Raw genomic sequence first — 25,137 nt, 5'->3', positions numbered from 1 at the left:
GGATATGCGATTCATCCGCTCCGAGCCGGGAGCGAGCGGTCGCAATCAGACCCTCTTCGCGATCGCGCGGTGCCTGCCCTTCGTGGTCATGGCAGCGGTCGTCACCATCGAGCTGACGCCCGCGCATGTGCTCTACACCGGCCCCCTCCTCACCCCGGCCCCGGCGCTGGCCGCGGTGACCATGGGCCCGGTCGGCACCGGTGGCGTGGTGGCTCTGGCGGCGGCGATCAGCGCGCTCACCGCGACCCACAACGACGCCTGGGGCACCCAGCAGGTGTACGCGAACCTGCTGGCGCTGCTCGTGGTGTCCGTGGCGAGCGTGGCCAGCAGCGCCATCCGGGAGCGCAGGGGCCGGGAGCTGACCCAGGTCCGCCGGATCGCCGAGGTCTCCCAGAACGTGGTGCTGCGGCCGCTGCCCGCCCGCATGGGCGGGGTGCGCACCGCCAGCGTGTACATGGCGGCCGAGCGCGGGGCGCAGATCGGCGGCGATCTGTACGAGGCGGTGGGCACCCGCTACGGAGTGCGGCTGATCGTCGGCGATGTACGCGGCAAGGGGCTGGCCGCGGTGCGGTCCGCCGCGGCGATCCTGGGCGCCTTCCGGGAGGCCGTGCACTACGAACACGATCTGATCGAGGTGATGGAGCGGTGCGCGGCCGCGCTGGGCCGCGAATACGACCTGCTGGACCGGTCCCGGCTCCAGGACTGGGACGAGCAGGCCGAGCAGTTCGTCACCGTCCTGCTCGCCCAAGTGGTACCCGACAGCTCCCTGATCCAGCTGATCAACCGTGGCCATCCCCCGCCGCTGGTGCTGCACGACGGCGAGGCGCGGGCGCTGGGCCCGGTGCGACCGCTGCCGCCGCTCGGCCTGGACGAGTTCCTGACCCCGCCCCCGATCGGCGTCGAGACCTTCCCGTTCGTCACCGGCGACCGGCTGCTGCTGCACACCGACGGGGTGCTGGAGGCGCGCAACCACTGCAACGAGTTCTTCCCGCTGCCGCGGGCCATGGAGACCGTGGAGGGCGCCACCCCGACCGAATACCTGGACCGGCTGCGCCACGCCCTGGTCCACCACGCCGAGGGGCGGCTGGCGGACGACGCGGCGATGATCCTCGTCGAGCGGGCGACGGGCGGAGAACCGGGCTGGCGCCCCGCCACCTGAGGGGGCGGAGCTACACCGGGGCGCCGAACTCCGCCATCGCGGCCGCCACGATCGCCTCCAGCCGGGCGTGGTGGGCGCCGCGCCAGTAGACGCGCTCGCAGGCGGCGCAGCGGGCGAACACCTCGTACGTGCTCCGCGTGCCGTGCTCCAGCCGCTCGCGGACCGTGTCCTTGTCGGCGTTCTCCAGGGGGCCGTTGCACGCCGTGCAGCGGGTCCACGGGGCGAGCGACGGCGTGAACCGGCCCAGGACGTCGCGCAGTTGCTCATCCGGCCGGTCGCTGTAGACATACGCCCCGGCCCACAGCTCGCGCCGCCGCAGCAGCCCCCGGTCGCGCGAGAGGAGCACCCGGCGCTGGGCCGCGGAGCGGGCGGCGAGCGCGGGGTCGCCGATGTCCTCGCTCTCGTACGCCGTGTCGATGCCCAGCAGCCTGAGGCGGCGCGCGAGGGTGCCCAGATGGACATCGAGCAGGAAGCGCAGCGGCGCGCCCGGGATCCGCTGCGGCCGGACGACCGGGTGCACCTCCACGGACTCCCCCGCCCCGGGCACATGCGAGACGGCGGTCTCCCGGCCGTCGACGAGCAGCCGCCCGACCTCGGTGAGCGGGACCCCGAACGACTCGACGACATGGCCGAGGGTGGACGCGCCGTCGGTGATGACGGCCGTGCGTGCCAGGCGCCGTTCGGGGGCGGCGAAAAGCCGCAGTTCAGGGGCGAGGCTGAGCTGGATCTCCGGTCCGTTCACACCGCCAGCATGCCAGGGGTGACCGGCCCCGGGCGACGCGGTTTCCGCCCGTCAGGCACCCCTGTCAGCCACCGCGAGAGCGCTCCAGGCGGCGTCGCGTGCGGCGCCAGGTCACCAGCCGCAGATACTCCTCGTGCAGCAGCCGCCCGACGAGCGCGCCGCCGAACACCACGAAGCCGACGCCGACCAGCCAGGACTGCACGACGAGCACGGTGCCGACCGGGCCGTAGGACACCGCGCTGGAGGCGATCAGCGGCGAGAACACCAGCCGGGAGAAGACCCGCAGCCCCAGCAGCCCGACACCCGTGGACAGCGCGCCCGGCAGCAGGGCGCCCCAGCTGATCCGCCCACCCAGCAGCAGCCGCTGCGACCACCAGAAGAAGAGCACCGTGCCGATGACGGTGACGACCAGCCGGAGGGGCCCCGAGCCGAGGTGGGAGGAGAGCAGGAGGTAGCCGATGAGCACGGTGAGCCAGACCAGATGGCGCCACACGGTGTGCCAGCGCCCCGGGGGCAGCTCCCACACCTTCTCGTAGCCGGTCTGCACCACCCCGCCGAAGGTCAGCCCGAAGAGGGCCAGGGTGGCCAGACCGAACGCGGTGGTGGTCTCCAGCGACCGCCTCGGCGGGGCGAACAGGTCCAGGACCTCGTCCCGTGAGGTGGCGGACACCCCGAGCCCCTCGGCCAGCCACTGGGCGAAGCCGTGCCGGTTCACCGGATCGGCCGCGGCGACCACGATCAGCAGCGGCACCAGGGTGAGGAAGCCGAGCGCGGCGAACCCCAACGCCCGGTGCATCAGCTCGAATTCGCTGCCCCGGCGATACCCCCGCCCGGCCGGGGACCGGTGGAACGTGCGGTGCAGCCGCCGGAACCGCGAGCGGTGGTGCGGGGGGTCGGGGGACTGCTCGGACATACCACTCCCACTCCCCCACCCCCGGTTCATGCGCTATGCCGCGGCGAAGATCTGCACAGCGCGATATGCCCCGGTAAGTCGCGCCTCGTCCAGCGTACTCAGTGGGGATGCCCGTGCAACCCACGGTGTCCGCGGCCCCCTCGCCCGGTGGCGGCACTGTGCCAGAATGTGAGAGGGAAGCTGACTCGATGAACGGGCCCGGGAACCAGCACACGGCGGCCGGAGAGCTGTTCGCCGAGGGCGGTGCGCTCGGCAGGGTGATGAGCGGAATCGACTGGTCGGCGACGCCCCTCGGCGCCACTGAGGCCTGGCCTCCACGGCTGGTCGAGGCGTTGCGGATCGTGCTGTTCACCGAGCAGCCGATGGCCGTGTTCTGGGGCCCCGACTACTTGATGCTCTACAACGAGGCCTATACGGACATCATCGGCTCCAAGCATCCGGGGGCGCTGGGCCGGTCCGGCCGGGACGTCTTCCCCGAGAACTGGGAGCTGTCCGCCGCTCCGCTCTTCGAGACCGTATGGGAGAGCCGCAAGCCCTCCCTGGTCACCGACCGGTCGTTCGTCCTCCAGCGGCGCGGCTTCCTGGAGCAGTCCTACTTCGACGTGTCCTTCCAGCCGCTGCTGCTGGAGGACGGCGCGGTGGGCGGGGTGCTGTGCGTCGTCACCGAGACCACGGCGCGGGTGCTCAGCGAGCGGCGGCTGCGGCTGCTGGCGGGGCTCGGCGCCCGGACGGCCGGGCTGCGCACCCCGCAGAGCGTCGCCCGGACGGTGGCGGAGATGCTGGACATCCACCGGGACGACGTCCCGTTCACCGCCTTCTACCTGGTGCCCGGGCCCGGCAGGCTCCAGCTCGCCGCGTCCGCCGCCGTCCCGGCGGAGGCCGTCCGGGAGGTCGGGGAGCTGCGGCTGGACCGAGTCGAGGAGGCGGCGAGCCTGGAGACGCGGCTGGCGGCCGTCGTGGGCGACGCGGCACCGGCCCGGCTGCCGGGCGCGCTGTTCTCGGTGCCCGACCAGGAGGCGCTGGCCCATCCGCTGGTGCGGTCGGGCGCGGTGGAGGGCGTACTGGTGATGGGCGTCAATCCGCGGCTCCCCGCCACCGCCCCCTACCAGGACTTCTTCGAGGTGCTCGCGGCCACCGTCGGGGCGGCCCTGTCGGCGGCCCACGCCCAGCAGGAGCAGCGGCGGCGGGCGGAGACGCTGGCCGAGCTGGACCGCGCCAAGACGGTGTTCTTCTCCAACATCAGCCATGAGTTCCGCACCCCGCTCACCCTGATCCTCGGCCCGGTCCAGCAGGCGCTGGCCGACGAGGACCGGGCCGGGCGGCGGTCCCAGCTGGAGCTGGCCGAGCGCAGCGCGCTGCGGCTGCTGAAGCTGGTCAACACCCTGCTGGACGTCTCCCGGGTGGAGGCAGGAGGACTCAAGGGCACCTTCGAGCCGGTGGACCTGTCCCGGACCACCGCCGAACTGGCGGCCATCTTCCACTCCTCCTTCGACATGGCCGGGCTGACCCTGGAGGTGGACTGCCCGCCGCTGCCCGAGCCGGTGCACATCGACCGGGAGATGTGGGAGAAGATCGTCCTCAATCTGGTCAGCAACGCGCTGAAGTTCACCTTCACCGGCGGCGCCACGGTACGGATGGCCACCGCGGGCCGCCACGCCCGGCTCACCGTGAGCGACACCGGCACCGGCATCCCGCCCGACGAGCTGCCCCACCTCTTCGAGCGCTTCCACCGGGTGCGCGGCGCGCGGTCCCGGTCGTACGAGGGCAGTGGCATCGGGCTGGCGCTGGTCAAGGATCTGGTCGAGTTGCACTCGGGCACCATCTCGGTGACCAGTGCCCCGGGCCGGGGCACCGAGTTCACGGTCGAGATTCCGTTCGGCACCGCGCATCTGGAGGGCGTACGGATCGGGGCACCGTCCGTACGGGGCACGACGGGCGAGGCCGAGCGCGCCGCAGCCTACGCCCAGGAGGCGGCGCACTGGTTCGACACCGCCCCGCCGTCCGAGCCCCTGGCGGCTCAGGCCCCGGCGACGGCCCCGGAGCCTCCCTCCGCGGCGCCGCGCACGGAGGCCGGGGCGCCCGAGGAGCCGTACGCCCCGGGCCCGCCGGAGCCCGCCCCGGCCCGGCGGCCCCGGCTGCTGGTCGCGGACGACAACGCCGACGTGCGGTCCTATCTCGGCGATCTCCTCGGCCGCGACCACGACGTCCTCCTCGCGGCCGACGGCCGTGCCGCGCTGGACACCGCCCTGGAGCGCCCCGTCGATCTGGTGCTGACCGATGTGATGATGCCGCGCCTGGACGGGTTCGGGCTGGTGCGGGCGCTGCGCGCCGACCCCCGGACCACCCGGCTGCCGATCATCATGCTGACCGCGCGCGCCGGGGAGGAGTCCACGGTGCGGGGGCTGGGCGCGGGCGCCGACGACTATCTCGCCAAGCCCTTCTCTGCGCGTCAGCTCCTCGCCCGGGTCGGCGCCAACCTGGAGCTGTCACAGCTGCGCGAACGGGTGCTCAGCGACAGCCGCCGCCAGACGGACATGCTCACCTCGCTGTCCCAGGCGAGCCTGCAGCTGTCCGACACCCTCGATCCGCCGCAGGTCCTGGACACCGCCCGGGAGCTGCTCGTCCCGGCCCTGGCCGACGAGATACGGATCCGCCTCGCCGACCCCCGCGCCGAGCGGCCCGTGTACGCCGCCGGGGAGCCGGTGGCGCCGGACGACCGCCTGGACCGGGCCCTCGCCGAGTCCCTGCTCGCGGGCGCCACCCCCGAGGCGCCCGCCACCGGCGGCACCCTGCTCTCCGTGCCCCTGCTCGCGCACGGCCGGATGCTGGGCGCGCTGGCCGTCGCCCGCCGCGAGGGCGCGTACACCATGGCCGACCGGCAGTATCTGCAGGGCGTGGCCGGGCGGCTGGCCCTCGCCTACGACAACGCGGCCCGCTTCCGCAACGAGCGCCATCTCGCGATGACGCTCCAGCGCGCCCTGCTGCCGCAGCACCTCCCCCAGATGCCGGGGCTGCACACCGCCTCCTACTACGAGGCGAGCGCCAGCGGCGCCGAGATCGGCGGCGACTGGTACGACGTCATCGCGCTGCCCGACGGCGAGATGGGGCTGACCATCGGCGATGTGATGGGCCATGACGTGGACGCCGCCACCGTGATGGGACGGCTGCGCTCCACCCTGCGCGGCTTCGCCCTGGACCGCGCCTCCCCCGGGGTGCTGCTCGGCAAGCTGGACGCCTATCTGCGCTCCCTGGACGTCGACCACTTCGCAACCTGCCTGTACGCGGTGTACGAACCGCGCACCCGGCGGCTGCGGTACGCGGCCAGCGGCCATCTGCCGCCGCTGCTGGTGGCGGACGGCACGACGAGCTTCCTGGAGGTCTGCCCGAACGCCCCGCTGGGCCTCGCGCACGACCCTCCGGTCGGCCACGAGACGCGGCTGCCGCCCGGCGCGGGGCTGCTGCTGTTCACCGACGGGCTGGTGGAGAACAGCCAGCTGCCCCTGGACGACGGCCTGGCGGCGCTGCGGCGCGCCTGCGACGGGCTCGCCCCGCCCCTTCTCGCCGACCCGCAGGCCATCATCGACCGGGCGCTGGGGCTGCTGGACATCCCGGGCCGGGTGGACGACGACACGGCGCTGCTGGCCGCGTCAACTCCGTAGCGACTCGCCCGTATCGGCGTCGAGGACGCTCACCCGCACCGCGGGCTCCTGCGCCGCGTCCCGGCTCGCCGCCGCGTCCAGGGCGAAGAGCAGCACCACCGGTCGCGCGGTGCCGCCGCGCGCGTGGATCCCGGCGTACTGGAGGATGCGCCAGCCGCCGTCGTCCCAGTGGTCCAGCAGCGCGGAGCGCACCAGGGGCGCGGTGTTCTGCCAGGCGAGGGAGTGTTCCAGCAGCTCGACCGTGGCGGCCACCGGTACCCGTGCCCCGGACGTGCCACTCAGCGGATGGCCCGTGAGGCGCAGCCGCAGTCTGCGCCACATCATCCGCCACCTTCGGCCATCGGCGGACAGGGCCACCAGCCCGGCCACCGCGACGACGGCGCAGCTCCCGGTGGCGGCCGGGTGGCGCGGAGCGGTGGCCCACCAGGGGTGGCGGGCCAGCGCCACCGCGACCCCGCCCGCCACCACCACGGCGGCGCGGGCGAAGGCCCTGGCCCCCACCGGCCCGTCGTCCCGCGCCGCACAGCCGCAGGAGGCGCCGGGCGCGGCCGTCCGGGCGTATCCGAGATAGCCGAGGAAACCGGCGCCGAGCGCGGCGGCGGCCGCGCCCGTGGCCACCGACGGCGGCAGCGCCAACAGCGCGGCGCCCAGGAGGAGTTCGAGGGCGCCGAGGGCGCGCAGAGCGAGCGCCGCGCGGTCGCCACCGCGCAGCAGCCGGGCCAGCGCGGTGCGCTGCGCCAGCCGGGCCGTGCCATGACCGAAGACCTTGCCCGCACCGGCCGCCCCCAGCACCCCGGCGAGCAGTGGCGCGGCGAGGTCGAGGGCGGCGGCGCTCATCGGCGGCGCCCCGCCCCCGGCCCGACCGCCACCCGGACGACGTCCACGGAGTCGTCGGACGGCCGCCAGGCGCCCAGGACCCCGGCGCCCTGCCCGATCCGCAGCCCGGAGAGGTCGGCGGTGGGCGCGGCGCCGGAGTACGAGGCGCTGGAGGTCGCCGGGAGGAGGTTGCCGACGATCTCGTGCGCTCCGTGCGCGAGGTGCAGCCGGGTCTTCTCGATGCCGCGGATGGTGGTGTGGAGGTTCACGATGTTCACCCACACCGCGTCGGCGGCGATCGTGCCGTCGGGCATCGGGACGCCGCGCGCGTAGAGCCCGTCGCCGGTCTCGACCGACGCGGCGGTGGTGGCGCGTACCTTCCAGACGCTGGTGGCGTTGGTGATCCTGACCCGGGCGTAATCGCCGTGGGAGCCCGCCACGTGCAGCACCCCGCCGTCGATGGAGGTGATCCGCCCCTCCACGAAGGCGCTGGCGGGGACCGCCGGGTCCAGGGGACGGCGCAGCGGCGCGGCGAACACGGCGTCGGCGTCCACGGCCCCCAGCGCGGTCGCCCCGACGACGCCCGTCCCGACGACGGTCGCACCGCGCAGCGCGGCGGCGGTGAGGAAGCGGCGGCGGTCGAAGGACATCGCGGGCCTCACTCGTAGAGGGAGACCGGCAGGGTGCCGGTGCTGAGGCTGCCGATGACGGCGAAGGCGGCGGGGGTCAGGTCGATGACGCGGTTGCTGCGGCACGCCCCGTCGCAGCAGCTGGACTCGCCGCAGAAGCTCTTGGTGCGCGGGCCGCAGTCGCTGACGGTGACGCAGACGGACGCGCCGGAGCACAGATGGCGCACCTTGATGGCCGACCCGCAGCCTCGCCGCGGCAGGTTCTCGCCGCACAGATCCGGCCGGGTGATGTCCCAGCACGCCTTGGACGCGTTGGGCCAGGCGGCCTGCAGGGCACTGGACTTACAGGTCCCACAGGCCCCGCCCCCTGCGGCGGCACACGGCCCCCAGGCGTTGCCACAACAGAACCAGGTGGCTTCGCCGTTCCCGAGGCTGGTAGATCCACACGCCATGCGCCCATCATGTGCGGGCCTGCGGAGGCCCGCCACGCGGAAGCGTCCGATCCGGCGGCGGGGGCGGCAGGGTGCGCGCCAGCCAGAGGCTCCAGCCGACGGCAGAGACGGCAGCGTGGCGCAGCCAGGTGGCACGGCGCGGCGCAGCCCAGCACGCCAGGGGGCGGCCCGGGCAACGGCGCGAGGCGCCCCGGCACGGGGGCGTGGGTCGGCCTGGCGCGACGGGGCGGCACGAGAGCGCGGGGCAACGCGGCGCGACGGCGCGGGGCGGCCCGGCGCGGCGCAGCCCAGCGCCGCAGGGGGCGGCCCGGCGCGCTGGCGCGGGGCGATGCGGCGCGGGTGCTCGGTGGGGCGGGGTCAGAGGCGTTCTACTATCGTGACGTTCGCCTGGCCGCCTCCCTCGCACATCGTCTGCAGGCCGTAGCGGCCGCCCGTGCGCTCCAGTTCGTGCAGCAGCGTCGTCATCAGCTTGGCGCCGGTCGCGCCCAGGGGGTGGCCCAGGGCTATCGCGCCGCCGTTGGCGTTGACCCTCTCCGGGTCGGCGCCGCTCTCGCGCAGCCAGGCCAGCACCACCGGTGCGAACGCCTCGTTGATCTCCACCAGGTCGATGTCGGCGATCGTCATGCCGGTCTTCTTCAGCGCGTACGCGGTGGCCGGGATCGGCGCCGACAGCATGCGGATCGGGTCCTCGCCGCGCACCGACAGATGGTGGATGCGGGCGCGCGGGGTCAGGCCGTGTTCCCGTACCGCCCGTTCGGAGGCGACCAGCAGCGCGGCGGCGCCGTCGGAGACCTGGGAGGAGAGCGCGGCGGTGAGGCGGCCGCCCTCCATGAGCGGTGCGAGCGCGGCCATCTTCGCCAGGCTGGTGTCGCGGCGCGGCCCCTCGTCCACGCGGACGTCGCCGTACGGGACCACCTCGCGGTCGAAGCGGCCCTCGTCGATGGCGTGGAGCGCGCGCCGGTGGGAGCGGAGCGCGAACTCCTCCATCTCCGGGCGGCTGATCCCCCACTTCTCGGCGATCAGCTCGGCTCCGTAGAACTGGTTGACCGGCCGGTCGCCGTACCGCGCCCGCCAGCCCTCCGAGCCCGCGAAGGGCCCCTCGGTCAGCCCCAGCGGCTCGGCGGCCTGGCGGCTGGCGAAGGCGATCGGCACCTGCGACATGTTCTGCACGCCGCCCGCGACCACCAGGTCCTGGGTGCCGGAGAGCACCGCCTGCGCAGCGAAGTGCAGGGCCTGCTGGGAGGAGCCGCACTGCCGGTCGACGGTCACGCCCGGCACCTCCTCGGGCAGCCCGGCGGCCAGCCAGCTGGTGCGGGCGATGTCCCCGGACTGCGGGCCCACGGTGTCCAGGCAGCCGAAGACCACGTCCTCGACGGCGGCCGGGTCGACGCCCGAGCGCTCCATCAGCGCGCGCAGCACGTGCGCGCCGAGGTCGGCCGGGTGGACGGACGCCAGCCCGCCCTTGCGCCGCCCGACGGGGGTCCGTACCGCTTCGACGATGAATGCCTCGGCCATGGTCACTCCATAGAGTTCAGAGTCGGGGGGTGATGCCGTCCAGGACCATCGACACGTACTGGCGGGCGATCTCCTCGGGGCTGTGCTGTCCGCCGGGCCGGTACCAGGACGCGGCGACCCAGACGGTGTCGCGCAGGAAGCGGTAGGCGAGCCGGGCGTCGAGGTCGGCGCGGAACACCCCGTCGGCCACGCCGCGCTCCAGCGTGCCCAGCCAGGCCTGTTCGAATCTGCGCTGCGAGTCGGTGAGGTAGCCGAAGCGGGGCAGGGCGGCGAGCTGCCGGGACTCCTTCTGGTAGATCGCGACGGCGGCCCGGTGCCGGTCGATCTCCCGGAAGGACTCGGTGACCAGCGCCTCGATGGTCTCCCGGGGGCCGAATCCGGCCCGCAGCACGTCCTCGTACCCCGCCCACAGCTCGTCGAGGAAGGTGGAGAGGATCTCGTCGACCATCGACTCCTTGGAGTCGAAGTGGTAGTACAGGCTGCCCGCGAGCATCCCCGCCTCGTCCGCGATCCGGCGGACGGTGGTCGCGTTGTAGCCCTGGGCGGCGAACACCTCGGCCGCCGTCGCGAGCAGTTCGCGGCGCCGCTCGGGGGACGGGCTCACGGTGGTCTTCTTGCTGTTCCCGCTGATTTTCGGCACGTTCCCATTCTCGCCTCACGGGTGCGGCACTCATCGGTCCCGGGCTCATGGGTGCCGGCTGCTCACGGCGACCGACTCGCCCGTCATGTACGAGGAGTAGCCGCTGGCCAGGAAGACGATCACGTTGGCGACCTCCCACGGCTCGGCGTACCGGCCGAACGCCTCGCGCTCGGTCAGCTCGGCCAGCAGCTCGGGCGTGGTGACCTTCACCAGGTGTGGATGCATGGCGAGGCTCGGCGATACGGCGTTGACGCGCACCCCGTACGCGGCGGCCTCCACGGCGGCGCAGCGGGTGAGCGCCATGACCCCGGCCTTCGCGGCGGCGTAGTGGGCCTGTCCGGCCTGGGCACGCCAGCCGACGACCGAGGCGTTGTTGACGATGACGCCGCCGGAGCCTCGGGCCTTCATGCGGCGCAGGGCGGCGCGGGTGCAGCGGAAGGTGCCGCCCAGGGTGACTTCGATGACCCGGTGCCACTGGTCGTCGGTCATCTCGGTGAGTTCGGCGGTGCCGCCGAGACCGGCGTTGTTGACCAGGACGTCCAGCCGTCCGTGGTGTTCCTCGGCGAGGTCGAGGAGCGCCGCCACCTCGTCCTCGTCGGTGACGTCGCAGGTCAGCCCGGCGACGCGGTCCGCTCCGAACTCCTTGGCGAGGGCGGTGGCCGTCTCGTCGAGGCGGCGTGCGTGGGCGTCGCCGATGACGATCCTGGCGCCCTCCTCCAGGAACCGGCGGGCCGTGGCGCCGCCGATCCCGGCGCCCGCCGCGGCCGTGATGACGGCCGAGCGGCCGGTGAGCAGGCCGTGGCCGGGGACGTACGACGGCTTGTTGTCCATCACAACGCCACGGTAACCTACCAAACACTTGTTAGGGAAGGAGTCCGGGGCCCGATGGATCTCGACCTGACCGAGCGGCAGGAGGCGTTCCGGGCCGAGGCCCGGCGGTGGCTCGCGGCCCATGTGCCCGCCGCCGCGCTGCCGTCCCTGGAGACCGCCGAGGGGTTCGCCGCCCACCGCGCCTGGGAGCGGACCCTGGCGTCCGGCCGCTGGTCGGCGGTGACCTGGCCCGAGGAGTACGGCGGGCGGGGCGCGTCGGTGCTGGAGTGGCTGCTGTTCGAGGACGCGTACTACGCGGCGGGCGCGCCCGGCCGGGTGAGCCAGAACGGCGTCAGCCTGCTCGCCCCCACGCTCTTCGACCACGGCACGGCCGAACAGCGGGCCAGGCTCCTGCCGCCGACGGCGCGTGGCGAGGTGATCTGGGCGCAGGCCTGGTCCGAGCCGGAGGCGGGCTCCGACCTCGCCTCGCTGCGCTCCACCGCGCGGCGCGCGGACGGCGGCTGGCTGCTGTCCGGCCAGAAGACCTGGTCCTCCCGGGCGGCCTTCGCCGACCGGGCCTTCGGGCTGTTCCGCAGCCACCGGGAGCCCGGCGCCCCGCCGCACCGGGGGCTGACGTATCTGATGTTCCCGCTGGACGCGCCCGGCGTGACCGTACGTCCCATCGGCCGCCTCGACGGGAAGCCCGCCTTCGCCGAACTCTTCCTGGACGAGGTGTTCGTGCCCGACGAGGACGTCATCGGCGAACCGGGGCAGGGCTGGCGGGTCGCGATGAGCACCGCGGGCAACGAGCGCGGCCTGACCCTGCGCAGCCCCGGCCGGTTCACGGCCGCCGCCCGCCGTCTGGCCGCCCTGTGGCGGACACGTACCGCCGCCGGGGAGGAGACGGCGGCGGCCCTGCGGGACCGGGTGGCCGACGCCGTGATCCGCGCCCGCGCGTATGAACTCTTCGCCTACGCGGGCGCCTCGCGCCTGGCCGCCGGAGGCACGCTCGGGGCCGAGTCGAGCCTCAACAAGGTCTTCTGGTCGGAGCTGGACATCGGCCTCCACGAAACCGCCCTGGATCTGCTCGGCCCGGACGGCGAACTGGCGGAGGACGGCGGCTGGACAGAAGGCTATGTCTTCGCGCTGGCGGGGCCGATCTACGCCGGGACGAACGAGATCCAGCGGGACATCGTGGCCGAACGGCTGCTCGGCCTGCCCAAGAGCAGGCGATGAGCGAACCCGGCGGATATGGCGAGACCGCGACGAAAGGCGACCGCCCATGAGGTTCCTGCTGGACGAGGCGCAGAGCGAGTTCGGCCGCACCCTCGACCGGATGCTCGGCGCCGCCGACACCCCCGGCGCGGTGCGGGCGTGGGCGCGCGGGGAGCACGGGCCCGGGCGGGCGCTGTGGGGGCGGCTCGCCGGGGCCGGGGTGACCGCGCTCGCCGTACCGGAGGCGTACGAGGGCGTGGGGCCGCTGCCGGTGGAGCTGGCCGTCGCGTACGTCGAGCTGGGGCGGCACGCCGTACCGGGGCCATGGGCCGAGACGGCCTCGGCGGCGGTGCTGCTGACGGCGTGCCCCGAGGCCGGGGGCTGGCTGCCCCGCATCGCCTCCGGGCGGTCCATGGTCACCGTGGCGATGGCCGAGGGCGGTCCGTACGCCCTGGACGCGGACGCCGCCGACGCCATCCTCGCCGTCCGGGGCGAGGAGTTGTGGCACGCCCCGGGGCACGGCCCGGTGCGGGCCTCCCTCGACCCCGCCCGGCGGCTCGCTCCGCCACTGCCCGGGGGCAAGCGGCTCGCGCGGGGCCCGGCCGTCGCCGAGGCCGCCGCCCGCGCCGCGGACTGGGCCGCCTTCGCGACGGCCGCGCAGTCCCTCGGCGCCGGGTTCGCGCTGCTGGACCGGACCGTGGTGTATGTGAAGCAGCGGACCCAGTTCGGCCGCGCGATCGGCTCGTTCCAGGCGGTGCGGCACCAGTTGGCGGATGTGCTCATCGGGCTGGAGTTCGCCCGCCCGCTGCTCCACGGCGCCGCGGTCGCGCTCGCGGCGGGCGGGCCGGGGGCCGGAGCCGAGGTGGCCGCCGCCAAGGTGGCGGCGGGCGAGGCGGCGTACGCGGCCGCGCGCACCGCGCTCCAGCTGCACGGCGCGATCGGCTACACCGACGAGTACGACCTGTCGCTGTGGATCCGCAAGGCCCGCGCCCTGCGGGGCGCCTGGGGCTCGCCCTCGGTCTGCCGCGCCCGCGTGCTCGCGCCCTGACGCTCATGTCCCGCCCCTCGCGCCCTGACAAGCGGGCGCGCACCGGGCCATGCTGTACCGACGAGCAGCGGCGGCGAAGCGAACAGCGAGGTATGCCCGGATGCACCGGCCCCGGCCCACCCTGGAGAGCGTGGCCCTGCACGCGGGAGTCTCGCGCGCCACGGTCTCCCGCGTCGTCAACGGCTCGACCAGGGTCGCCGAGGACAGCCGGGCGGCGGTGCTGCGGGCCATCGAGGAGCTGGGCTACGTCCCCAACCAGGCGGCCCGCAGCCTGGTCACCCAGCGCACCGACTCGTTCGCGCTCGTCCTGCCCGAGGAGCCGGGCCGGGTCTTCTCGGACGACGAGTTCTTCCAGGGCGTGGTACGCGGGGTCGGGCAGGAGCTGGAGGAGGCGGACAAGCAGCTCGTGCTGATGATGGCCCGCTCCCCCGCCGGGCGCGACCGCGTCGAGCGCTTCGCCCTGGCGCGCCACGTCGACGGGGTCATGGTCGCCTCGATGCACGGCGCCGACCCGCTGCCCGCCGCGCTGGCCCGCATGGGCATTCCGGTGGTCTGCAACGAACGGCTGCTGGGGGCTGCGGCGCTGCCATACGTGCTGCCGTACGTGGGCGTCGACAACGCCGGGGGCGCGGCCCTCGCCGTGCGGCAGCTGCTCCGCTCCGGCCGCACCCGCGTCGCCACGGTCGCGGGCCCGCAGGACATGGTGGCGGGCATCGACCGGCTGACCGGCTACCGGACGGCGCTGAAGGAGGCCGGGCGGGAACCGGTGGTGGCGGCCGGGGACTTCACGCAGGAGTCGGGCGCGGTCGCGATGCGGGAGCTGCTGGCGCGGGAGCCGGAGCTGGACGCCGTCTTCGTCGCCTCCGACCTCATGGGCCTCGGCGTGCTGCGGGCCCTGCGGCAGGCCGGGCGGCGGGTGCCGGAGGACGTGGCGGTGGTGGGCTTCGACGACGTACAGGCGGCGCGCTACGCGGACCCGCCGCTGACGACGGTGCGGCAGCCGATCGCGGAGATCGGGCGGCGGCTGGCGCGTCAGCTGCTGCGGCTCGCGGGCGGGGAGGCGATCGAACCGGCGGTGGTGCTGGACGTGGAGCTGGTGCTGCGCGGCTCGGCGTAACGGTCAGGCGGTGTACGGGCGCAGCTGATCGCGGAACTCGCGCTCGAACGCGTCGTACCGCTCCCGCAGCTCCGTGCCCGGCCACCCCTGCGGCAGCAGTTCGTCGGGCAGCACCGGATCGGTCAGCAGCTGCCGCAGCACCGCCGCCGCCACCGTGAACCGGTCGGCCGGGCTGTGCGCCGCGTCCAGGGCGGCGGCGAGGCGGCGGGCCCGGTCGGCCCAGTCCGGCAGGTCCCAGAGCCGGGCCGCGAGCGCGGCCGGGTCGTCCTCCGGGGTGGCGGTGAAGCAGCCGCACTGCTCGGCGACCACGGGCGGGCGGGGGCGTACGAGGTTGGCGGGGCGCAGCCAGGTGCCCTCGCGGAGTTCGGCGAGCCGCAGCGCGGCCATCGCCTGGCGGAGCGCGGCGCGCTCGGGGGCGGGGCGGCGGTCGGGGGTGACGACGGCGATCTCCCAGGTGCCGTCCCAGCGCCGGACGCGGGGCGCGCGGCTGTCGTCCTGGCGGGCCTGGCGGGCGAGCAGCCGGTCGGTGAGCCGGTAGCCGCCGCCGTGCTGTTCGAGGTCACCGGCGGCCACCATCCGGGTGAGGGCGACCCGCACCGTCCCCTCGGCCGTGCCGAACAGCGCGCCGACGCGGACGAGCGCGCGGGCGGGCAGCTGCGGCGGATGGTGGCCCAGCAGGGTGCTGAGCACGATCGAGCGCGCCGTGAGGGGGCGCAGCGTGAGCGTTCCGGTGTCGTCCATGGCTGTGCGAAACCCTATCCGTGACCGCTCTCCCGACTACCATTACAGTTTCCCATCACGCATACTGAAACTGTAAGAGACGGTAAGGGCACGGCACCGCGGCGACCCCAGGAGACGCTTGCCATGAGCGCGACGCACGAAGTCCTCAACCAGGCCCCGCCCCTCTCCGGCTTCAGCACGGCCGACGACCCCGCCCTGCTGGAGGCCCTGCGCCGGGACGGCGCCGAGTGGGCCGAGCCACGGGTGCGGGAGCTGGGCGCGCGGGCCGGTTCCGCCGAGGTCCAGGACTGGGCCCGGATGGCGGAGGAGCACCCTCCGGTGCTCCACACCCACGACCGCTACGGCCACCGGATCGACGAGGTCGAGTACCACCCCGCGTACCACCAGCTGATGACCACCGCCGTGGAGAGCGGCCAGCACGCGGCGGCCTGGGCCGAGACCCGGCCCGGGCGGCATCTGGCGCGTGCGGGCCTGTTCTACGCCTTCGCCCAGGCCGAACCCGGCCACGGCTGCCCGATCTCCATGACCTACGCCGCGATCCCGGCGCTGCGCGCCGAACCGGAGCTGGCCGCCGCGTACGAACCGCTGCTGACCGCCCGCACCTATGACCCCGGGCTGCGCGCGCCGCTCACCAAGCGCGGGCTGATCGCGGGCATGTCGATGACGGAGAAGCAGGGCGGTTCGGACGTCCGCGCCAACACCACCGAGGCCGTACCGGCGGCCGGGGACGACGGGACGTACCTGCTCACCGGCCACAAGTGGTTCACGTCCGCGCCGATGAGCGACGTCTTCCTGACGCTGGCACAGACGCCCGAGGGCGTGACCTGCTTCCTGGTGCCGCGCGTCCTGCCGGACGGCACCCGCAACGCGCTCCGCCTCCAGCGGCTGAAGAACAAGCTCGGCAACCGCTCCAACGCCTCCTCCGAGATCGAGTACGACCGCGCCGTGGCATGGCGGGTCGGCGAACCGGGGCGCGGGGTGCGGACCATCGTCGAGATGGTCAACGTGACCCGGCTGGACTGCGTGATCGGCTCAGCGGCGAACATGCGCGCCGGGCTGCGGCAGGCGCTGCACCACTGCGAGCACCGCCGGGCGTTCGGCGCCGAGCTGATCGACCAGCCGCTGATGCGCAACGTCCTGGCCGATCTGGCGGTCGAGTCGGAGGCGGCCACCACCCTCTCCATGCGGCTGGCGACCGCCCTGGACCGCGCCGAGGCCGGTGACGGGCGCGAGGCGGCGCTGCGCCGTCTGGGGCTCGCGGTCAGCAAGTACTGGGTGTGCAAGCGCGGCGCCACGCACGCCGCCGAGGCCCTGGAGTGCCTGGGCGGCAACGGCTATGTGGAGGACTCCGGCATGCCGCGCCTCTACCGGGAGGCGCCGCTGCTGTCGATCTGGGAGGGCTCGGGGAACGTCGCCGCCCTCGACGTGCTGCGCGCGCTCGGCCGGGAGACGGGCGCGCTGGACGCCTTCCTCGCCGAGGTGGACGCCGCCTCCGGGGCCGACGCGCGGCTGGACGCGGCCGTGGCCCGGCTGCGCGCGCTGCTGCCGCAGCTCGCCGATCCGCAGCGGGCGCAGTTGCTCGCGCGCCGCCTCGCCGAGCAGATGACCCTGGTCCTCCAGGGTAGCCTGCTGGTGCGGTACAGCCACCCGGCGGTCGCCGACGCGTTCTGCGCCTCCCGGCTCGGCGGCGACTGGGGCCACGCTTTCGGCACCCTGCCGCCTGGGACGGACACCGGCCCGATCCTGGACCGGGCCCGCCCCAAGGATCTGCGCGCGTAAACCTGCCTCACCGAAACCTCCACACCTTTTCCCCTATTCGGGCGAATAGTTGGGCACATACGGCTGGCGGCGGCGTGTTCGGCCGAACATCTCCTCGTGAATCGATGGCATCGCGCATGGCGGGCGGGGATCCTGACCACGGTCCTGCTGCTCGCCTCGACGGGGGCGACAGCCTTAGCCGACGGGGACGGTGACGGCCGGGCGGCCACCGCCGCCCCACGGCGGACGACCGACGTCCGGGACCGGGCGGGGACGGGGGACGGGGATGCGGGCCATGGGCCGCACACGAGGCTGAGGCTGCGGGTGCGGGTGCAGGTCGGCCTGGGGTTCTGTCCGTGCGTCAGGGCGTCGGTGGCGACGCGGCGGGGCTGGCTCAGGTTCCAGTACGGCTGGTGTCCCCCGCCGCCCAAGCCGACACCGACGCCGACGCCCACGCCCAGCCCCACTCCGACGCCTACGCCGACGCCGAGCCCTACGCCGACGCCGACACCCACGCCGTCGCCGAGCCCCACGCCGACTCCCGCGCCGACGCCCACGCCCAGCGCGTCGCCGTCGGCCACCCCGGCGCCGAGCCCCACGCCCACGCCGACGCGCGCCCCGGCGCCCACCCGGTCGGCGGCGCCCGCTCCCGCGCCCGAGCCGTCCGTGCCGCGCCCCGCGCCGCCGCTCCCGGTCGCTCCGCCGACCCGGCCACCCGAGCCTCCGGCGCCGCCCCCCGAACCGGTTCCCGCGCCGAGCGAGACCCGCCGCGTCGAGGTGCACGCGTATCAGAAGCCCACGCGCCACGAACCCGACAGCGGAACCTCCTTGGTCACGTTCACCCTGCTCATCACCGCGCCCGCGGTCCTCGCGGCCGCCGCGCTCCGCCCCCGCTCGCGCGGCGGGCGCCGCGGCTGACCGCCGGCCGATCCGTACCGGAGGTTACCCATGCCCGAATGGCTGATTCTGCTTCTTCTGATGGCCGGGATCTGCGCGGCCGTCGTCGTCCTCGCGATCCTCAACGCCCGCCGCCTCGGCGACGACGACGATCCGAGCGAGACCCCCGATGTCCTCGACTACATGATCATGATGATCGGCGTGGTCTACGCGATCGTGCTGGGCCTGGCCATCGCCGGGGTCTGGGAGGCCCGTGGCGCCGCCCAGGACGGGGTACGCACGGAGGCCCAGGCGCTGCACGAGGTGTCCGAGCGGGTGAGCGTCTACCCCCAGCCGGTGCGCGACCGCGTCCGGGATGACGTCGACGCGTACGTACGCCATGTGGTGTCCCGGGAGTGGCAGGTGATGGTCGACCGGGGCGAGCTGACCGACCGGGGCACCGACCTGCTCGCCAGGCTGCGGCACGACGTCACCATGGCCACGCCGCAGACCGACCTCCAGTCGCAGGCGTACCAGCCGATGGTGGACCAGGTGGCCGCCGTCGACGACGCGCGCGGCGCCCGGCAGCAGAGCGCGGGGCCGACGATGCCCGAAGTGGTCTGGGTCGGGCTGCTGTTCGGCGCGGCGCTGGTGATCGGGCTGGTCTTCACCCTGCAGATCCGCCGCTCACCACGGGAGTTGATGCTGGCGGTGATGTTCACCGCCCTCATCATCTTCCTGCTCTATCTGGTGTGGGACTTCGACGAGCCCTTCGGACGGTCGGTGGGCGACGCGACGTCGCCCTTCACCGACCTGTTCCCCGGCGTACGGGGAAGTCTCTGAGCCCGTTCCGGGAGGTGGTCAGGACACCGGCACCGGGAGCACCCGGCGCAGCGGGTCCTCGGGCACCCGGCCGTGGGCCTTCCACTCGCGCGGGTAGCCGACCGAGACCTCCTGGAACTTCACCCCGTCCTCCACCGTGGTCCGGGGGATGTGCAGATGGCCGTAGACGACGGTCTCGGCGCGGAACCGCACATGCCAGTCGGCGGTCAGCTCGGTGCCGCACCACAGGGCGAAGTCGGGGTAGCGCAGCACCCGGGTGGGCAGCCGGGTCATCGGCCAGTGGTTGATGAGCACCGTCTTGAACGCGGGGTCGCAGGCCGCGAGCCGGGCCTCGGTCTCGGCGACCCGGGCGCGGCACCAGGCGTCGCGGGTGGGATACGGGTCGGGGTGGAGGAAGTGCTCGTCGGTGCAGACGACGCCCTCGTCGTGGGCGTGGGCGAGGGCGGCTTCCTTGGTGTGGATGCCGTCGAGGCGGAAGGTGTAGTCGTAGAGCAGGAACAGCGGGGCGATGGTGAGCGGCCCGCCGATGCCCTCCCACACCGGGTAGGGGTCCTCGGGCGTGACGATGCCCTTGCTCCGGCACAGCTCCACCAGCGCCTCGTAGCGCGCCACGCCCCGGGCCTCCAGCGGGTCCTTGGGGTGGGTCCACAGCTCATGGTTGCCCGGCGACCAGATGACCTTGGCGAATCGCTCGCTCAGCAGCCCCAGCGCCCATTCGATGTCGGCGAAGACCTCGCCGACGTCCCCGGCCACGATCAGCCAGTCGTCCTCGGAGCCGGGCCGCAGCCGCTCGACGATCGCCCGGTTCTCCTCGTAGGCCACGTGCAGGTCACTGATGGCGAGTAGTTCGCCCCGGTGCGTGCCGCCCATTGTTTCTCCTGTCGTACGGTCGGCGGTCATAGTGCGTTCGCGGCGTGGTCACGCCGCGGGACGGCCCGGATGATCACCCGTTCGTCCCTGGCGCTAGCCTCGCAGATGTGGTGGACAAACTTCCCGCGTCCTTCGAGCGCGGAACTGACGGTCCGAAGGTTATCGTGGCCGGTCTGGACGGTTCCGAGTCGTCCTGGCGTGCCGCCGCGTACGCCGCGGGGCTGGCCAGACGGCAGAATGCGCTGCTCGCCGTGGTGTACGTACAGCCGGTGCTGGCGGCCGGGGCGTCGCTCGGCGCCTCCGTGGCGGACACCACGGGCGAGGTGGCCGAGGAGCTGCTGCGGGAGGTGCGCGAGGCGACGGAGCGGCTGCGCGGGGTCTTCGAGGTGCGCTGGGAGTTCCACACCTTCCGCGGCGATCCGTACAACGGCCTGGTGACAGCGGCGGACGAGCTGAAGGCGGACGCGGTGGTGGTCGGCGCGTCCGAGCAGGCGGGGCACCGCATCGTCGGCTCGGTGGCGGTCCGGCTGGTCAAGGCGGGGCGCTGGCCGGTCACGGTGGTGCCGTAACGCACCGGGCGGGCCCTCGTCCGGCTCGCGGAGCGGGGCGGGGTGAGGCACCGTGGGGAGAGGGGGCGGTCCGACCGTCCCCATGACCAGTCCCCAAGGAGACTGCCATGTCCCATACCTACCGGGTGACGGAGATCGTCGGCTCGTCCACCGAGAGCGTCGACGACGCGATCCGCAGCGGTATCACCCGCGCCTCGAAGACGCTCCGCAATCTTGACTGGTTCGAGGTCGGCCAAGTCCGCGGGCATATCGAGAACGGCCGGATCGCGCACTACCAGGTGGGGCTGAAGCTCGGCTTCCGGCTGGAGGACACCGACTCCGGCTCGGGTGATCTGCCCGGCTGACCACCATCGTGACCGGGCGAGTTCAGCCACGGGGGACGACGGCGGACAGCACGGACGGCAGCGGATACCAGTCGGCGGTCGCGAAGCTGGCGTGCCGGGCCGCGAGGTCGTTCACCCGCGCCCTTGCCTCGGCCTCGGTGGGGCGGGTGCCGTCGATGGCGGGCGCCACGTTCTGCGCGTCCGTCATGGTCAGGATGTAGTGGCGGGTGTCGTACCAGGCGGTGTCGATGTTCCGGGTGACGTACGCGGAGGCGTCGCCGTCGAAGAACACGAACCACGGGCGGATCGCGGCGTCCTGGTAGCGGGTGCGCGGGTCGCCGCTCGCGGCGGTGTGGACGGCGGGGAAGGCGGCCGCCTGGCCGAGCTTCCCGGCGGCGGCGAGACCGCGCAGATGGGTGGCGTACTCGCGGTCGGTCCACAGGGTGTCGAGCGGGTTGTTCTCCTCGACGGTGCCCGGGATCAGCTCGACGATGAACTTGCCCGCGAGCGCGGACCGGGACGGCCAGGCCCCGGCCTTCACCGCCGTGTCCAGGTCGGTATGGTCGCCCACCACGTCGGCGGGGCGCAGCAGCGCGTCGCCGAGCGTGCCGGACAGGAGCGCGTCGAGGTCGTCGGGGCCGCGGCCGCTCTTGTCGTAGAAGCCGTCCTTCAGCTCCGTCTTGATGACGATGGGACGGTGGCCGGGGTGGGCGTCGTGCCAGGCCTTCATGTCGGCGAGGCACCCGGCCAGGGTCTGGTTGCGGGCCTTGGTGCGCAGTTCGGCAGGGGTGGCGGCGTTCTCGCAGTTGTTGTCGTTGCCGAGCGGATTGCTGTGCGAGACCCGCCACCCGGCGCCGAACGCGTTGGTCCACACGTCGAGTTCGAGCAGGGAGGCGCCCGAGTCGAGCGCGTCGGCGAAGTACGGGTACTTGGCCTTCTCGTACGCGTTGTGCACGCCCACCCCGGTGGTGGCGGCGTACGACGGCTCGGCCGCGGCGGCCGGGCTCGCGCCCTCCGCCGCCGTCAGACACAGTGCGGCGGCCGCCGCCGCGACCGCCACCGTCCGTGTGTGCCGCGCCCTGCCGGACACGGCTCCCCCCGCGCTGCCCATCTGCCCCCACCCCTGACGCCGCCGTCACAACTGGGCAGCAGCGTACGGGAGGTGCTGACGGGTGACGAGGGGAGCTTCGTCACATAGGGGTGTTCCGGGGTCGGCCGGTCAGGCGGTCGGTCAGTCACTCACGCCGTCAGGCGGCGACGAGTTCGCGGGCCGCCGAGGTGATGGCCTCGGCGTCGATCCCGGCCTGGCTGAGCTGCTCGGCCGGGGTGCCGGACACCGGCATGTTCCGTACGGCGAGCCGCACGATGCGGGGCGCCGGGCGGCCGTCGGCGAAGGCGCTCTGCACCGCGTCGCCCACGCCCCCCTCGGGGTGGTGGTCCTCGACGGTGATCAGACGGCCCGTCACCTCGGCTGCGGTGCGCAGCGCCTCGGCGTCGACCGGCTTGAGCGAGTACAGGTCGATGACGCGGGCGGAGATGCCGTCCTGGGCGAGCCGGTCGGCGGCCGCGATGGCCTCGTGGACGGTGACCCCGGCCGCGACGAGGGTGACGCGGTCGCTCTCGGTGGCGCGCAGGATCTTGGAGCCGCCGATGGGGAACCGCTCGGAGGACGGGTAGATGACGGGCGTTCCGCCGCGCGAGGTGCGCAGATAGCGGATGCCCGACAGCTCGGCCATGGTGGCGGTCAGCTGGGCGGTCTGGTTGGCGTCGCACGGGTAGAGCACGGTGCTGCCGTGCACCGCCCTGATCGCCGCCAGATCCTCAAGACCCATCTGCGACGGCCCGTCCTGGCCGATGGCGACTCCGGCGTGCGAGCCGACCAGGTTGAGGTCGGCGCGGCTGACGGCGGCCATCCGGACGAAGTCGTAGGCGCGGGTGAGGAAGGCGGCGAAGGTGCAGGCGTACGGGGTCCAGCCGCGCGTCTGCATGCCGACCGCGGCGGCCACCATCTGCTGTTCGGCGATGTAGAACTCGAAGTAGCGCTCGGGGTGTTCCTTGTGGAAGTACTCCAGCCGGGTCGAGTCGCCCACTTCGCCGTCGAGCGCCACCACATCGCCGCGCGCGGTGCCGACGGCGGAAAGGGCCTCGCCGAACGCGTCGCGGGTGGGGACGGTGTCGCCGGTGTTGAAGCGCGGCAGGCTCAGCGGGCCTTCCGACGTGGGCCGGGTGGGCTTCTCGGCGGGCGGGCCGAGTACCGGTACCGCCATGTTCCGTACGCCGCCGAGTTCGGCGATGGCCTCCTCGGGGTCCTTGAGCGGCTTGCCGTGCATGCCCTCGTGGTTCTCCACGGAGGCGACGCCGCGGCCCTTCTGGGTGCGGGCGATGATGGCGGTGGGGCGGCCGACGGTCGATGTGGCCTCGCCCAACGCGCGGTCGATCGCGGCGATGTCGTGCCCGTCGACCTCGATGGTGTGCCAGTCGAAGGCGCGGATGCGGCGGGCGTAGGCGTCCAGGTCCCACTGGTGGCGGGTGGGCCCGCGCTGGCCGAGCCGGTTGACGTCGATGATGGCGGTGAGGTTGTCGAGCCGTTCGTGGCCCGCGTGCTCGAACGCCTCCCACATCGAGCCCTCGGCCATCTCGCTGTCCCCGCACAGCACCCAGACCCGGCTGGACACGTGGTCGAGCCGCTTTCCGGCCAGCGCCGTGCCGACGCCGAAGGGCAACCCCTGGCCGAGCGATCCGGTGGCCACGTCCACCCAGGGGAGTTCGGGGGTGGGGTGGCCCTCCAGGCGGCTGCCGAGCTTGCGGAAGGTCAGCAGCTCCTCGTCCTTGAGCGCCCCGGCCGCCTTGTAGAGCGAGTACAGCAACGGGGAGGCGTGGCCCTTGGAGAAGATCAGGTGGTCGTTGCCCGGGTGCTCCGGCTTCTCGAAGTCATAGCGCAGGTGGTTGCCCATGAGGACGGCCATCAGGTCCGCCGCCGACATCGACGACGTGGGGTGACCGGACCCGGCGGCGGCCGAGGACCGCACGGAGTCCACCCGGAGCTGCTGCCCGAGCTCGCTGAGCTGTTCGTGTCGCATTGTTCTCCTTCCAGGTTTCAGGCAGTTCGGCCTTCCGGCGATTCAGCCGCGGCCGAGCCGCGCGACCTCGGGTGTCTCGGTGTCCAGCGGCACCGACCAGGACGGCACCAGGCCGAACTGCACCGCCTGCGGCGGCAGCGCCGCGTCCAGCAGCCAGTCGGCGGCCACCCGGACGCGGTTGCCGGGCATGGCCATCAGGTGGTAGCCGCGGGTGACCACGCCCGCCGCGGGCCCGGCCAGCGGGATGTGCAACGGGTCCGCGGCCGCCTGTACTCCGCCGAGGTCGACCGTGAACCCGAGGTCGTGGTGTTTGTACGGGCGCGGGGTGCCGCGCCCGAGGGAGGCGAGGATGTTACGGGCCGCCACCTTGCCCTGGCGCTGCGCGTGCTGCGCGGTCATCGCCGTGAACTCGCCGGGCCGGGTCAGATCCGGCACCGCGGCGGCGTCCCCGCAGGCCAGCACCTCCGGATGGCCGGGCACGGCCAGATACTGGTCGACCCGCAGCCGCCCCTTCTCGGTGGCCAGCCCCAGGTCCTCCACCAGCGGGTCGGGGCGTACGCCCACGCACCAGATCAGCGACCGGGTGTCGATGAACTCGCCGTCGTCGAGCAGCACCCCCTCCGAGGTGGCCTCCTTGACCGAAGTGCCCAGCCGGACGTCCACCCCGCGCCGCCGCAGCACCCGGTCCGCGGTGCGGGAGAGCCGTTCGTCCAGCGAGGGCAGCACCCGGTCGGCGACGTCGGCCAGGACCCAGCGGGGCGGCGGATCCTGGCGCAGCGCGACGTTCCGGCGGGCGAGCGAATCGGTGAACAGCACGCCGTGGGCGGCCACTTCGGTGCCGGTGTATCCGGCGCCCACGACCACGAAGGTGCGGCGCGCGGCCCGCTCGCGGGGGTCGCGGGTGTTGGCCGCCATCTCGATCTGGCGGGTGACGTGGTCGCGCAGGTAGAGGGCTTCGGGCATGCCGCGGAAGCCGTGGGCGTGCTCGGCGACGCCGGGGATCGGCAGCAGTTTGTTGACGCTGCCGACCGCCAGGACGAGCCGGTCGTAACCCAGCTCGCCGCGTCCGCCCTCGGGGTCGGTCCAGGTGACCGTGCGGCCGGTGAGGTCGAGGGAGTCGACGTTGCCCAGCACCAGCCGGACGTGCGGCAGGGTGGCGGTGAGGGACACCGACACCCGGCGCGGCTCCAGGACCCCGGCGGCCACCTCGGGGAGCAGTGGCAGGTACAGAAAGTAGTCGTTGGGGTTGATCAGGACGATCTCCGCCGAGCGGCGCAGGGCGCGCGACAGCGTACGAGCGGCCTGGTAACCGGCGAAGCCGGCCCCCACGATCACGATGCGTACTGGGCTCACACGGACTCC

At 73.9% G+C, this 25,137-nt stretch carries 22 protein-coding genes; 9 read left to right on the top strand and 13 right to left on the bottom strand.

The window, feature by feature from the left end; genetic code table 11:
• Positions 1-4 precede the first annotated feature (4 nt).
• Positions 5-1,159 carry a PP2C family protein-serine/threonine phosphatase gene (locus ACFV9T_RS18175; RefSeq protein WP_385441323.1) on the top strand — a complete coding sequence of 385 codons (1,155 nt, stop codon included), beginning with the start codon at positions 5-7 and terminating at the stop codon, positions 1,157-1,159.
• Positions 1,160-1,169: 10 nt separating this feature from the next.
• Here ACFV9T_RS18175 and ACFV9T_RS18170 read toward each other — a convergent pair whose 3' ends face one another.
• On the bottom strand, positions 1,170-1,901 hold the full coding sequence (locus tag ACFV9T_RS18170; RefSeq protein ID WP_385441321.1) for a Mut7-C RNAse domain-containing protein: 732 nt from the start codon (positions 1,899-1,901) through the stop codon (positions 1,170-1,172).
• A 64-nt stretch (positions 1,902-1,965) separates the two neighbouring features.
• On the bottom strand, positions 1,966-2,814 hold the full coding sequence (locus ACFV9T_RS18165) for a ribonuclease BN (protein WP_385441318.1): 849 nt from the start codon (positions 2,812-2,814) through the stop codon (positions 1,966-1,968).
• A gap of 188 nt (positions 2,815-3,002) precedes the next feature.
• Here ACFV9T_RS18165 and ACFV9T_RS18160 point away from each other — a divergent pair, with 188 nt between their 5' ends.
• The gene (locus ACFV9T_RS18160) at positions 3,003-6,473 is read left to right on the top strand and encodes a SpoIIE family protein phosphatase (protein ID WP_385441315.1); all 3,471 of its coding nucleotides are present in this window, start codon (positions 3,003-3,005) and stop codon (positions 6,471-6,473) included.
• Here the strand turns inward: ACFV9T_RS18160 and ACFV9T_RS18155 are convergent.
• The 6 genes from ACFV9T_RS18155 to ACFV9T_RS18130 all read right to left on the bottom strand — a co-directional run bounded on the left by ACFV9T_RS18155 (position 6,462) and on the right by ACFV9T_RS18130 (position 11,356).
• Complete coding sequence (locus ACFV9T_RS18155) at positions 6,462-7,310, bottom strand: MauE/DoxX family redox-associated membrane protein (protein WP_385441314.1); 849 nt, start codon at positions 7,308-7,310, stop codon at positions 6,462-6,464. The genes ACFV9T_RS18160 and ACFV9T_RS18155 overlap by 12 nt on opposite strands.
• A complete protein-coding gene (locus ACFV9T_RS18150; protein WP_385441312.1) occupies positions 7,307-7,939 on the bottom strand; it encodes a cell wall protein in 633 nt (210 codons plus the stop codon). Before ACFV9T_RS18150 ends, ACFV9T_RS18155 begins: the two co-directional genes overlap by 4 nt.
• A gap of 8 nt (positions 7,940-7,947) precedes the next feature.
• Complete coding sequence (locus ACFV9T_RS18145; protein WP_385441310.1) at positions 7,948-8,370, bottom strand: septal ring lytic transglycosylase RlpA family protein; 423 nt, start codon at positions 8,368-8,370, stop codon at positions 7,948-7,950.
• A gap of 357 nt (positions 8,371-8,727) precedes the next feature.
• Positions 8,728-9,885: an acetyl-CoA C-acetyltransferase gene (locus ACFV9T_RS18140; protein ID WP_385441307.1), complete on the bottom strand. Its 1,158-nt coding sequence runs from the start codon at positions 9,883-9,885 to the stop codon at positions 8,728-8,730.
• Between the two features lie 16 nt (positions 9,886-9,901).
• Entirely contained in the window at positions 9,902-10,525 is a 624-nt protein-coding gene (locus ACFV9T_RS18135) for a TetR/AcrR family transcriptional regulator (protein WP_385441305.1), read from the bottom strand.
• 45 nt (positions 10,526-10,570) lie between these two features.
• The gene (locus tag ACFV9T_RS18130) at positions 10,571-11,356 is read right to left on the bottom strand and encodes an SDR family oxidoreductase (protein WP_385441412.1); all 786 of its coding nucleotides are present in this window, start codon (positions 11,354-11,356) and stop codon (positions 10,571-10,573) included.
• Positions 11,357-11,410: 54 nt separating this feature from the next.
• On the opposite strand from ACFV9T_RS18130, the gene ACFV9T_RS18125 reads away from it, so the two are divergent.
• From ACFV9T_RS18125 to ACFV9T_RS18115, 3 genes are all read left to right on the top strand, one after another.
• Positions 11,411-12,571: an acyl-CoA dehydrogenase family protein gene (locus tag ACFV9T_RS18125; RefSeq protein WP_385441302.1), complete on the top strand. Its 1,161-nt coding sequence runs from the start codon at positions 11,411-11,413 to the stop codon at positions 12,569-12,571.
• A gap of 46 nt (positions 12,572-12,617) precedes the next feature.
• On the top strand, positions 12,618-13,598 hold the full coding sequence (locus ACFV9T_RS18120; RefSeq protein ID WP_385441301.1) for an acyl-CoA dehydrogenase family protein: 981 nt from the start codon (positions 12,618-12,620) through the stop codon (positions 13,596-13,598).
• Positions 13,599-13,698: 100 nt separating this feature from the next.
• Entirely contained in the window at positions 13,699-14,715 is a 1,017-nt protein-coding gene (locus ACFV9T_RS18115) for a LacI family DNA-binding transcriptional regulator (protein ID WP_385441298.1), read from the top strand.
• Positions 14,716-14,718: 3 nt separating this feature from the next.
• On the opposite strand, the gene ACFV9T_RS18110 is transcribed toward ACFV9T_RS18115, so the two are convergent.
• Entirely contained in the window at positions 14,719-15,456 is a 738-nt protein-coding gene (locus ACFV9T_RS18110; RefSeq protein ID WP_385441296.1) for a PaaX family transcriptional regulator C-terminal domain-containing protein, read from the bottom strand.
• Positions 15,457-15,579: 123 nt separating this feature from the next.
• Here ACFV9T_RS18110 and ACFV9T_RS18105 point away from each other — a divergent pair, with 123 nt between their 5' ends.
• Positions 15,580-17,235 carry an acyl-CoA dehydrogenase family protein gene (locus ACFV9T_RS18105; RefSeq protein ID WP_385441295.1) on the top strand — a complete coding sequence of 552 codons (1,656 nt, stop codon included), beginning with the start codon at positions 15,580-15,582 and terminating at the stop codon, positions 17,233-17,235.
• 927 nt (positions 17,236-18,162) lie between these two features.
• On the top strand, positions 18,163-18,933 hold the full coding sequence (locus ACFV9T_RS18100; RefSeq protein WP_385441293.1) for a DUF4239 domain-containing protein: 771 nt from the start codon (positions 18,163-18,165) through the stop codon (positions 18,931-18,933).
• A gap of 18 nt (positions 18,934-18,951) precedes the next feature.
• Here the strand turns inward: ACFV9T_RS18100 and ACFV9T_RS18095 are convergent, their stop codons facing one another.
• Positions 18,952-19,803: a metallophosphoesterase family protein gene (locus tag ACFV9T_RS18095; RefSeq protein WP_385441291.1), complete on the bottom strand. Its 852-nt coding sequence runs from the start codon at positions 19,801-19,803 to the stop codon at positions 18,952-18,954.
• A gap of 107 nt (positions 19,804-19,910) precedes the next feature.
• On the opposite strand from ACFV9T_RS18095, the gene ACFV9T_RS18090 reads away from it, so the two are divergent.
• On the top strand, positions 19,911-20,372 hold the full coding sequence (locus ACFV9T_RS18090; protein ID WP_385441289.1) for a universal stress protein: 462 nt from the start codon (positions 19,911-19,913) through the stop codon (positions 20,370-20,372).
• 107 nt (positions 20,373-20,479) lie between these two features.
• A complete protein-coding gene (locus ACFV9T_RS18085) occupies positions 20,480-20,716 on the top strand; it encodes a dodecin (protein ID WP_385441288.1) in 237 nt (78 codons plus the stop codon).
• Between the two features lie 22 nt (positions 20,717-20,738).
• On the opposite strand, the gene ACFV9T_RS18080 is transcribed toward ACFV9T_RS18085, so the two are convergent.
• The 3 genes from ACFV9T_RS18080 to ACFV9T_RS18070 all read right to left on the bottom strand — a co-directional run bounded on the left by ACFV9T_RS18080 (position 20,739) and on the right by ACFV9T_RS18070 (position 25,128).
• The gene (locus tag ACFV9T_RS18080; protein WP_385441287.1) at positions 20,739-21,806 is read right to left on the bottom strand and encodes a phosphatidylinositol-specific phospholipase C domain-containing protein; all 1,068 of its coding nucleotides are present in this window, start codon (positions 21,804-21,806) and stop codon (positions 20,739-20,741) included.
• A gap of 136 nt (positions 21,807-21,942) precedes the next feature.
• Positions 21,943-23,775 (bottom strand): transketolase, encoded by a 1,833-nt coding sequence (locus ACFV9T_RS18075; protein ID WP_385441285.1) that lies wholly within the window; start codon positions 23,773-23,775, stop codon positions 21,943-21,945.
• Between the two features lie 42 nt (positions 23,776-23,817).
• Positions 23,818-25,128 (bottom strand): NAD(P)/FAD-dependent oxidoreductase, encoded by a 1,311-nt coding sequence (locus ACFV9T_RS18070; protein ID WP_385441284.1) that lies wholly within the window; start codon positions 25,126-25,128, stop codon positions 23,818-23,820.
• Positions 25,129-25,137: the final 9 nt, after the last annotated feature.

The organism is Streptomyces sp. NPDC059850 (assembly GCF_042731515.1).
Taxonomy (GTDB): Bacteria; Actinomycetota; Actinomycetes; order Streptomycetales; family Streptomycetaceae; genus Streptomyces.
This window is presented reverse-complemented; position numbering and strand designations above follow the sequence as displayed.

What these genes read in the sequence shown, in the direction of transcription:
- ACFV9T_RS18100 (WP_385441293.1), top strand. Translation starts at nt 18,163, where the DNA reads ATGCCCGAATGGCTGATTCTGCTTCTTCTGATGGCCGGGATCTGCGCG.
- ACFV9T_RS18150 (WP_385441312.1), bottom strand. Translation starts at nt 7,939, where the DNA reads ATGTCCTTCGACCGCCGCCGCTTCCTCACCGCCGCCGCGCTGCGCGGT.
- ACFV9T_RS18130 (WP_385441412.1), bottom strand. Translation starts at nt 11,356, where the DNA reads ATGGACAACAAGCCGTCGTACGTCCCCGGCCACGGCCTGCTCACCGGC.
- ACFV9T_RS18140 (WP_385441307.1), bottom strand. Translation starts at nt 9,885, where the DNA reads ATGGCCGAGGCATTCATCGTCGAAGCGGTACGGACCCCCGTCGGGCGG.
- ACFV9T_RS18085 (WP_385441288.1), top strand. Translation starts at nt 20,480, where the DNA reads ATGTCCCATACCTACCGGGTGACGGAGATCGTCGGCTCGTCCACCGAG.
- ACFV9T_RS18125 (WP_385441302.1), top strand. Translation starts at nt 11,411, where the DNA reads ATGGATCTCGACCTGACCGAGCGGCAGGAGGCGTTCCGGGCCGAGGCC.
- ACFV9T_RS18110 (WP_385441296.1), bottom strand. Translation starts at nt 15,456, where the DNA reads ATGGACGACACCGGAACGCTCACGCTGCGCCCCCTCACGGCGCGCTCG.
- ACFV9T_RS18155 (WP_385441314.1), bottom strand. Translation starts at nt 7,310, where the DNA reads ATGAGCGCCGCCGCCCTCGACCTCGCCGCGCCACTGCTCGCCGGGGTG.
- ACFV9T_RS18160 (WP_385441315.1), top strand. Translation starts at nt 3,003, where the DNA reads ATGAACGGGCCCGGGAACCAGCACACGGCGGCCGGAGAGCTGTTCGCC.
- ACFV9T_RS18115 (WP_385441298.1), top strand. Translation starts at nt 13,699, where the DNA reads ATGCACCGGCCCCGGCCCACCCTGGAGAGCGTGGCCCTGCACGCGGGA.
- ACFV9T_RS18120 (WP_385441301.1), top strand. Translation starts at nt 12,618, where the DNA reads ATGAGGTTCCTGCTGGACGAGGCGCAGAGCGAGTTCGGCCGCACCCTC.
- ACFV9T_RS18095 (WP_385441291.1), bottom strand. Translation starts at nt 19,803, where the DNA reads ATGGGCGGCACGCACCGGGGCGAACTACTCGCCATCAGTGACCTGCAC.
- ACFV9T_RS18105 (WP_385441295.1), top strand. Translation starts at nt 15,580, where the DNA reads ATGAGCGCGACGCACGAAGTCCTCAACCAGGCCCCGCCCCTCTCCGGC.
- ACFV9T_RS18080 (WP_385441287.1), bottom strand. Translation starts at nt 21,806, where the DNA reads ATGGGCAGCGCGGGGGGAGCCGTGTCCGGCAGGGCGCGGCACACACGG.
- ACFV9T_RS18175 (WP_385441323.1), top strand. Translation starts at nt 5, where the DNA reads ATGCGATTCATCCGCTCCGAGCCGGGAGCGAGCGGTCGCAATCAGACC.
- ACFV9T_RS18165 (WP_385441318.1), bottom strand. Translation starts at nt 2,814, where the DNA reads ATGTCCGAGCAGTCCCCCGACCCCCCGCACCACCGCTCGCGGTTCCGG.
- ACFV9T_RS18075 (WP_385441285.1), bottom strand. Translation starts at nt 23,775, where the DNA reads ATGCGACACGAACAGCTCAGCGAGCTCGGGCAGCAGCTCCGGGTGGAC.
- ACFV9T_RS18145 (WP_385441310.1), bottom strand. Translation starts at nt 8,370, where the DNA reads ATGGCGTGTGGATCTACCAGCCTCGGGAACGGCGAAGCCACCTGGTTC.